At 44.9% G+C, this 8,029-nt stretch carries 5 protein-coding genes; 2 read left to right on the top strand and 3 right to left on the bottom strand.

Features of this window, described 5'->3' with window-relative positions; genetic code table 11:
- Positions 1-90: 90 nt before the first annotated feature.
- Positions 91-2,892 carry a right-handed parallel beta-helix repeat-containing protein gene (locus IY568_RS21580; RefSeq protein ID WP_194868648.1) on the top strand — a complete coding sequence of 934 codons (2,802 nt, stop codon included), beginning with the start codon at positions 91-93 and terminating at the stop codon, positions 2,890-2,892.
- Between the two features lie 225 nt (positions 2,893-3,117).
- On the opposite strand, the gene IY568_RS21575 is transcribed toward IY568_RS21580, so the two are convergent.
- On the bottom strand, positions 3,118-3,468 hold the full coding sequence (locus IY568_RS21575) for a hypothetical protein (protein ID WP_194868647.1): 351 nt from the start codon (positions 3,466-3,468) through the stop codon (positions 3,118-3,120).
- A 447-nt stretch (positions 3,469-3,915) separates the two neighbouring features.
- Between IY568_RS21575 and IY568_RS21570 the strand changes: the two genes are divergently transcribed.
- A complete protein-coding gene (locus IY568_RS21570) occupies positions 3,916-5,451 on the top strand; it encodes a basic secretory protein-like protein (protein WP_194868646.1) in 1,536 nt (511 codons plus the stop codon).
- Between the two features lie 281 nt (positions 5,452-5,732).
- On the opposite strand, the gene IY568_RS21565 is transcribed toward IY568_RS21570, so the two are convergent.
- Positions 5,733-6,182, bottom strand: coding sequence for a hypothetical protein (locus IY568_RS21565; protein WP_125562547.1), 450 nt, complete (start codon positions 6,180-6,182; stop codon positions 5,733-5,735).
- Positions 6,183-6,750: 568 nt separating this feature from the next.
- Positions 6,751-8,022: a sensor histidine kinase gene (locus tag IY568_RS21560; protein ID WP_194868645.1), complete on the bottom strand. Its 1,272-nt coding sequence runs from the start codon at positions 8,020-8,022 to the stop codon at positions 6,751-6,753.
- Positions 8,023-8,029 lie beyond the last annotated feature (7 nt).

Raw genomic sequence — 8,029 nt, 5'->3', positions numbered from 1 at the left:
AGCACACTGAAGCGATGATCAAAGTGAAAGTGCTCAATAGAATGGCTGGGCTAGGTATGCCTGAATATCAGGGAAACAGCTGAAATCGCATTGTTGCCTAAGCTATCTGGATTTGATCAACAAGGCCAGTCGCCACTGCCTAGCAGCATTGATAGCAATAATACACTGATCTTACACAGTAATTCTTTTTGGGAAACGCAAAACCTGGGAGACTATGGTGATAATGTTGATGCCATTATTACTGATATGCCAGAAGCACTAAAAAACAACGTAAATATGAGTGACTATAATCGAGCCGAGCAACTGCGCTGGGCCATAAGAGTCGCCAATAATATAACGCCAAGGCCTGCACATACTAAGGTTATGGTTGCCTCCTGTGATTATAATTTCAGTGAACAACACAATGCGCATCCTGACACACCGGTTGATGGTATCCACAACGCATTTCTACCTAAATTGTTTGTTAAAGCGGACAATATCACCATTGAAGGAGTGTCAGACCAGCCGACTCCAAGACTCTACTATTCAGGTAAAGGCTTTGATGGTCAACATCACGGAAGAGTTGTGTTGATGGTGCCAAGTAAAACGCAAGGAATCACAATCAAAAATTTGTCATTTGAAGGGGATCACCACTGGAACCATATTCAAAATCCCGCTTATACATTGCATGAAAATAATGACAATCTTTACTTTAATGGCAGAGATCGCCGCCTGTGGTCAGGTATGATCATGATTGGCCTGGCTGGCGGAAGTAATGATGTCACAGTCGATAATGTGTCAATTCAGGATCCAGCACGCTCTGGTATTGCTATTGTGGGTAATGCCACAATCCAAAATTCAGTAATCAAAGGCAGTATTCCACTAGCCCATACAGAGAATATGCTGTCTGAACTGCTCAACGCTTCCGGCGCGCTGTCCGCACATCTCAATATTAACTCAGCAGGTATGGGTTTTCATTCAGGCATTGCTCAACAGTTTAGTTATGGACCAATACATGTCAAAAACAACACCATACAAAACTTTGTAGAAGGGGTTAACGGCAATGGACAAGAATGGGTGATCACCGGTAACACCATAAAAGAAATTGCAGATCATGCAATCTATATTCTAAGCAACATGAAACCTTCGATCATTGAGAACAATGAAATTGAAATGATTTTAAGTGCAGCTATTAAGCTTGGTGGAAGAACATGTCTCGATTCCGCTACTCAGTGTATGCTTGCAACCGATCCACTCACAGAACAAACCCGGGCCGGAGCATACAAAACACGAGTCCAATTTAATACCTTTAAATTGATACCCAGAACATCAGTATTGTTATCAGGTACTTTTAATACGATAGCGAACAATACGATTGTTCCATACAACCCAGCAGATGACACCAGTACCGGTAATTTTTACAACCCAGCTAAAGACCCAACGAATGTCTATCCAGATTTTTTCTTTTCGACCTCAGGGGGCCAAACTCAAAAAGACAGTCAGGGGCACAACTACTGGACCAATCACTTTGCGTACAACACTGTTGCTTACAATACCAAAGGCAGCGAAGAGCTCTCTGTCTTTATAAGTCAGCGTATGGGACACCGAGATCGCAGTATAGGTATGAATGTCATCAAAGGTCCTGGTCAAAAAGTGTATTTTCACGCACGCAAGGATTCACGTTATGCACCTTTGATTTCGGTCTCTGCAGGTACAACCCTGTATACAGGTGGAAAACCTGATTGCATAGACTGTATTGGCAACCCCGTTGCACAAGGATATCGCAGCAATTTGGAGCCGTTATGGGCTAAAGCAATGACCATGGAAGATTCAAATGGTAGTGATGTCCCTCATCTGCTAGTTAAACTAGACAACACAGAAGAGGATGTATTTCTGATTGGCGAGTCAGGGATCCACGAAAGGATCAACGCAGAAAATCAAGCGTTGGATATCAAAGCAGTCGCTGATTTGGACGGCGACGGAATAGATGAAATTTATTTTCAAGACAACAGCACGGGTTTATCTGGTGCAAGACTGTTTCTCACTGGTTCTGAAGTAGAAAACAGAAAACTGAACGACATAGCAAGCACACGCTGGACCTTTCATAATGCGAATCAGGACGACTTAGTTGCCAGTCAAATCGCATCACTAAAAGGTGCGGAGCCAGATCAACTCATTACAAATTGGGCGGGAAGTCGCGAACTACTTGGCTCCGCTTTTGATGGGCTCGGCAACCCAGTTTCCGGTAACGCAATCTATCATGGCGCACACAATACCTCCGTAAATAAACTACAGGCAGCTGACCTGTCTGGTGTTGGAGAAATATATAGTGCCAACCAGGAACTATATGTGGCGCTTGATGATAAGAAAGTTATTGGTGTTTATTGGGATGCACACACGTCCAGCTGGAAAAATCAAACGGTCTATTCTGGTACGCAAACACTATCACTCATGGAGCCTGGGCGCCTTAGAAGCACAGAGCCTAAGCAGCGCATGTATCAGCGTTATTCCAGCAATACCATTTATGAAAGCAGGCCAGCCAGTTCAGGATCACTCCCGGCATTTGGATCAGGTAGTTATTTTTATAATGGTTCCGCAACAAGTGACATGTTAGTTGCAGCGGATTTAAACGATGACGGCAAACAAGAAATGATCAGTCACTTTAGTCAAGTCACAAACAAGATCTATTATGGTCAAGAGATAAATGGTGTCCTAAACAGCACACAAGGAACCATCTATGATGGCTTCACCTCCCCTAAACTCATTACACCATATAACAGTGCTGATAAAGTGGAGCGTGTCATTAGCTTATTTAACCAATCCTGGGCTATCTACCTTTCTGAAGGGCTGCGCAGCAATGGCCATAACTATGTAAACTATATTTACAGCAAAGCACTGGCAAACACCCATTAGCATTGCTTAAAAAAGGCTGGCAATCAAAAAGGCCTACACACTTTGTAGGCCTTTAATCTACAGCAGTACGCCACACCGCCAAACACATGGCTCTGCCGCGGATACTGGCATTTGGGCTATAGTCACTTCCACGCTTTTGCTCGGTTAGAGTGTAAAGAAAACATTCTGCCCAGTTAGAACAACTTGCTCAGGCAATGTGCACCTCAGTTCGGCTCCATTTCATCTTTAGAAAAGGCCAATACGAGAAACAGACGGCTTATTTCTCACATGGTCTAGTGAGGAGGTACCACAACGACTACCCGCAATGGCAATTTTAACATCTTGATTAGACACTTTAGCGGCCAATAAAGCAGAGTATATTGATTTAACATCAGCATTTGCAGCTTCTACCGAGTACAAACCCGTATCACCGCAGTTTGCCGGGTTAATATGCGTACCCGAAGTTTTAAATAAAAAGTGGCCACCTTTGTAGCCGGTATAAATCTCAACAACTTTAACCTTAGCTGTCCACTGATCTGCTGCCGCATTTGCCAAAGTTGATGTCAGAATCAACGCCGAGCCAAGTAAGTATTTCATTGTAACTCCTTTAATCATTCGTTTTATTTATCATTCACTACGAAAAATAGCGCTCTACAGCGATATAGATTCCGCAGTGTTCCATTTAAAAGCGAATAATAACATAAACTTACTATTTGACGCCAACTTGGGTACATGGCATATAAATAACAATAAATGATTTTCCCAGTTAGCAATTTTCAGAAAGTGGCACCTCATTCTTCTGCAGCCGCTGCACGCCAGCGCCTGTCTGTCTTATAACCAAATTGTACAACTTTAAAACAATTTGGTATTTACATAAATTTGACAATCAATCTTACAAGATCAATATTTAGACCGTTCCAATCAATTTAAAAACCAATAAAGCTAGCTATTAATTTAGGGGGTTAGCTTATAAAAGCCAAATAAATTGGAACGATACAAAAATAAAACACAACTAAGATACAACATGTAAAAGAGAGCAACAGGATGAAAAAACACCAAAACCACAGTAAAAGTGCGCTTGCATTGTGTCTGAGCGGAGCCCTGCTCGCACCGACCAGCTTTGCCAACACGGATCTGACTCAGCCTGATAGAAGTGTCATTACTGCAAGTGGAGAAAACGGCACAGCCGAAGGACGGACTAAAGCGTTTGACGATTCTCAGTACAGTAAATGGCTGACCTTCTCGCCTACAGGCTGGATAGCCTACCAATTCAACACCCCTCAGGTGGTGTCGGGTTACACATTGACGTCGGCCAACGACGCGGCCAGCCGCGATCCACAAGACTGGCAATTACTGGGCTCAAACGATGGCAATACCTGGTACGAACTTGATACACAAACCAATCAGACCTTTTCTGCACGCTATCAGACTCGCCAGTATAGTGTCACTAACAGTCAGGCCTATCGCCACTACAAGCTAAATGTCACTGCCAACCAGGGAGCCGGGATTTTACAGCTGGCAGAAATTGAGTTGCTGGGTGGCGTGACGCCGCCACCGGGTGATACTTTACCGCTGACAGACAGCAAGTCACTCAGTAGAGGGAGCTGGCAGCATTATGGGCCGTTCAATGTGGCGGGAAAAGTATCGGCAACCACCACAGGTAGCGGCGATGCCGACCTGTATATCGGCCTGGGCAGTCAGCCAACTACCAGCAATTATCAATGTGCCAGCACCTCACCCACTGCAACGGAATCATGCCAGGCACAAGGCAATAATCTATATGTCTCTGTCTATGGCTGGTCTGCCACCAGTTACACTATTAACATCAAAGAAGAAAGTGACAATGGCGGCGGTAACTGGGACAAGCCGGTCGTTGATTTTGTAGATATGAATCCGGAAACGGCGGGTTCGCAGTTAGTTAAACGCATCATAAGCGACCCGGCTGCCCATATGGCAAACCGCTGTGTGGACGTGGCTCAGGTGCTCTATACAGATCCAAAAGAATCGCAACGCTTCAGACACCTGCGCTTTGAACTCAGAGAAAAAGACGCCTGGGGCAACGACTTTGTAGCCTATAAACTTGGCCAGGATGGGTCCGGCGAAATGACCATTGCCGTCAGCACCAAGCATCTGGAAAAAGTCTACCGGGAAGGAAATAACGACGATAACGCTATCCGCGATGAAATCGACGGCATTTTATTCCATGAGGTGACGCATGGTTACAACAACTCTCCAATCACACAAGATGGCTACGGTGATGGCGGTCCATACTGGGCCTATACCGAAGGCCTGGCAGATGCCGTGCGGATTGGCGCGGGTTTTCATAAAACCAGACAGCCGGATATCAGCAACCCCAAAAAGTGGCTGGGCGGATACACCACCACCGGCTTCTTCCTGCATTACATCAAACAGGAAAAAGACCCGCTGTTTATCCGCAAGTTTAACCAGTCAGCAGTGGATTACACCAACTACACCTGGTCATTCGACCGTGTCTTCACCGATATACTGGGCATAGGCGTAGAGCAAGCCTGGCAGGATTACGTGCAGTTTATTCAAAACGGCGGACAGCTTCAGTACTAGCAGATAGTAAAAAGCCCGAAGCCTGGATAGGCTTCGGGCTTAAGGTTGTTTTACCGCAGTGTTACTGTTGAACTGTAACACTGCGTGTCCTAGCGTTTAATTATTGTACAGACCTGTAAGTGCACCATCGAAGACGTATATCAAATGGGTGTCTTTCTAAATTTCGTACTTCGTTTCACTGGCGTAGTACACAGAGCCAAGATTAGCGACGAATGGACGCAAACCTGTTGTTTTGTGCCCTTGGTTTAACGACCTTGTTATATATACTTTGCACCACGCTATCAATGTACTTTCCTAGGCTCTGGTGGTGGAGGTATTACCTCAGGAGGACTTTTGACCTCCAACAACTTAGATATATTGAGTTTAATAATTTGGCCTCCACACATAACAAGATCACCATCTTCAGTTGTGGAATAATTTAAGTAAATATCGTAACTTTTTACTAAATCAGGATGTATAGCTATATCAGCAGCTTTATAACCAGGATACACAAAAGCATCGGTGAACTTTACGCTAATATGCTGCTCATTTTTTTTGTACATATAGATAGACGTTAAAAAGTATTCACCATTTTTTTCAGGTACAAAAATTTGATACAGCCTAAGTTCTTCTAGTTTATACTTTTCATCAAGTTTGGCAAAAGGTACATTTTCGCTTTCCTTGCCATCGCCACACGCATAAGATGGTAATGAGAGAAGTATAAAAAGAAACAAAGATAGTAGTTTTTGCACGGACTTCCTTACACGCATAACGTTTTAATATTTATGCGTACACAGTACGCATAATCGCTTGTTGAACCGGGCTGCTACCTACACGCTGTATCTGGCTGGTGTGGTTTGTGCTATGGGATTCGTATTTGACGAGTAACTTTTGTTTTGAACCGTCTGTGACTTAAACCGTTACAACGTGACTCATTCCCTGCCTGAACAACGTTATTTATGCATGTCATTAGACCCACTTTTTTACTATTTGGCAAGGTGTGGTGATTTCGACGCAGCCTGACTTACTCCCGCGCATATTGCATTGACGGAGTGGCCTCACCACTTTATTCATTTGTCAGGAATCTATAGTGACCTATTCTCATAAACCCTATTGGCAGTACATATGACACATAACGCTGGGTAAACTCCTCATGACTACACTTAACGGATGACAGAGTGGTTTGTAGGGCTCTTCGCAATACGGCACTGCAGCATAGTGTTTAGGTAGATCCCAGCTCGCACGCGTCCGAGATGACGATTGAGACTATCAGCCTTACATTTCGAACCACTCCAATCTTGCGGGTAAATAATGACTCTGCTATTTGTTAACCTGACTATACCCGTTAGGAAATTGCAAACAAAACACACTACCCGCTTCTGAGCTGGAAACACTCAGCTCAATGTTCAGCTTTTCACACAAGCGCTTGACCATAGACAGGCCCATGCCCATGCCATTGCTATCCGGGCCTTTCACGCCCGGTTCAAACAGTGTCTCTAACTGCTCTGGGGCTATTCCGCCGCCGGTATCTGCAACAGTAATGGAATGCGTGCTGGCGCTGATCGTGACCACACCACTGTGAATATGGGTAAACGCATTGCCGACCAGATTATTCAGCAACAGTTGTAACGCACTTGGGGCAATAGGTAACGCAAGTTTTGCTGGAACTTCTACCTCAACTTCAATCTCTTTACCCGCTATTTTCTCAGCCTGAGTTAAGATAACCTGCTCTACCACAGGTAAAACACGTACACTGTCATGCGCCAGAGTTTCTTCCCGGGCCAGTGCCAGTAATACCTCAAGACTTTGCGTGATTTGATGCTGTGCATCTGCAATTCGGCCAACCAGCTCAGCCTGTTTATCGCTCAGAGGCGTCTGTTTGAGCAAGGTCAGAGAGCTTTGCGTAATGGCCACTGGCGTTCTTAGTTCATGGGAAACATCTCTAGTGAACGCCTGCTCACGGTGGATAAAGCGCCGTATTCTTGCCAAAGCCTGTTCCAGTGTCCTGGCAAATGCGCCAATTTCATCATTCACAAACTGTCCTGAGAAGTTCTGTGGTAAACGCTCAACAGGTGCATCTTCGACTATTTTAACTAAGGTATCCAAAGGTTTAACCAGACGCTTAGCCATAATCAGTGAAACAAAGGCCAGCACCAAAGCAAGCACCAATACGCCCCCTGACAACACCAGAATAAATTTCAGCATCCCGCCTTTGATTTTACGCACCACCAGCTGCTCACTGACCTCCGCCAGTAAGTACCCGGTAGGCAATTTTTTGAGGTGGTAATGAGCAACACCCTCACCGCTAAATTCGATACGGTGCGGCTCTGCTTTAAGCGCTTCGCGCACAACCCCGGGTAAATCCGCGTGCGCCGGGTAATAGCGAATAAAATCCAATCGTGGCCTTGGCTGCTGACCCGTTTCAAGTTGAATAGCGATGGTCTGAGCTTCATCATCCAGCAAAGAGACAAAGAACCGGTCTTCAATGTTGTAAGCGAACAAGAAGCTTGCAGCACCAAACAGTGCACTGATAAACAGGGCAATGCCAACAAAAAAAACGACAATACGATTGCGTAGCTGAGTCGCTCTCACAGGCAAT

Origin of the sequence: Pseudoalteromonas sp. PPB1, from assembly GCF_015356275.1 — a bacterium.
GTDB classification, from domain to species: domain Bacteria; phylum Pseudomonadota; class Gammaproteobacteria; order Enterobacterales; family Alteromonadaceae; genus Pseudoalteromonas; species Pseudoalteromonas rubra_D.
This window is presented reverse-complemented; position numbering and strand designations above follow the sequence as displayed.

Coding starts and splice junctions, on each gene's coding strand:
- IY568_RS21575 (WP_194868647.1), bottom strand. CDS start 3,468: ATGAAATACTTACTTGGCTCGGCGTTGATTCTGACATCAACTTTGGCA.
- IY568_RS21570 (WP_194868646.1), top strand. CDS start 3,916: ATGAAAAAACACCAAAACCACAGTAAAAGTGCGCTTGCATTGTGTCTG.